The 240-nt window shown below is 42.9% G+C and carries 1 protein-coding gene; it reads left to right on the top strand.

Going from position 1 to position 240, the window contains the following annotated elements:
• On the top strand, positions 1-240 hold a 240-nt coding region (locus tag JUI58_RS00385; protein WP_204101775.1), incomplete at both ends, for a Uma2 family endonuclease.

Below are 240 nucleotides of genomic sequence, written 5' to 3'. Positions count from 1 at the left end.
GATGAATCCTACTGTTTCGGAGAATCTAAACCCCGTCCCGATCTGGCCATTGAAGTGATTTTTACCAGTGGAAACCCGAACAAGTTAGAACGTTATCAGCTATTGCAGATACCGGAAGTTTGGTTTTGGGAAGATGGTGTTTTTAGTCTCTATCGTCTAGGCGATCGCGGTTATAAAAGAATTAGCAGCAGTGAAATTCCTGAATTGACAACCCTAGATCTAGAATTACTCTCCCGTTGC

The sequence above is a fragment of the Spirulina sp. CCY15215 genome, assembly GCF_016888125.1.
Taxonomy (GTDB): domain Bacteria; phylum Cyanobacteriota; class Cyanobacteriia; order Cyanobacteriales; family Spirulinaceae; genus CCY15215.
Note: the sequence above shows the minus strand (reverse complement) of the source record. Positions and strands in the feature narration are given on the sequence as shown.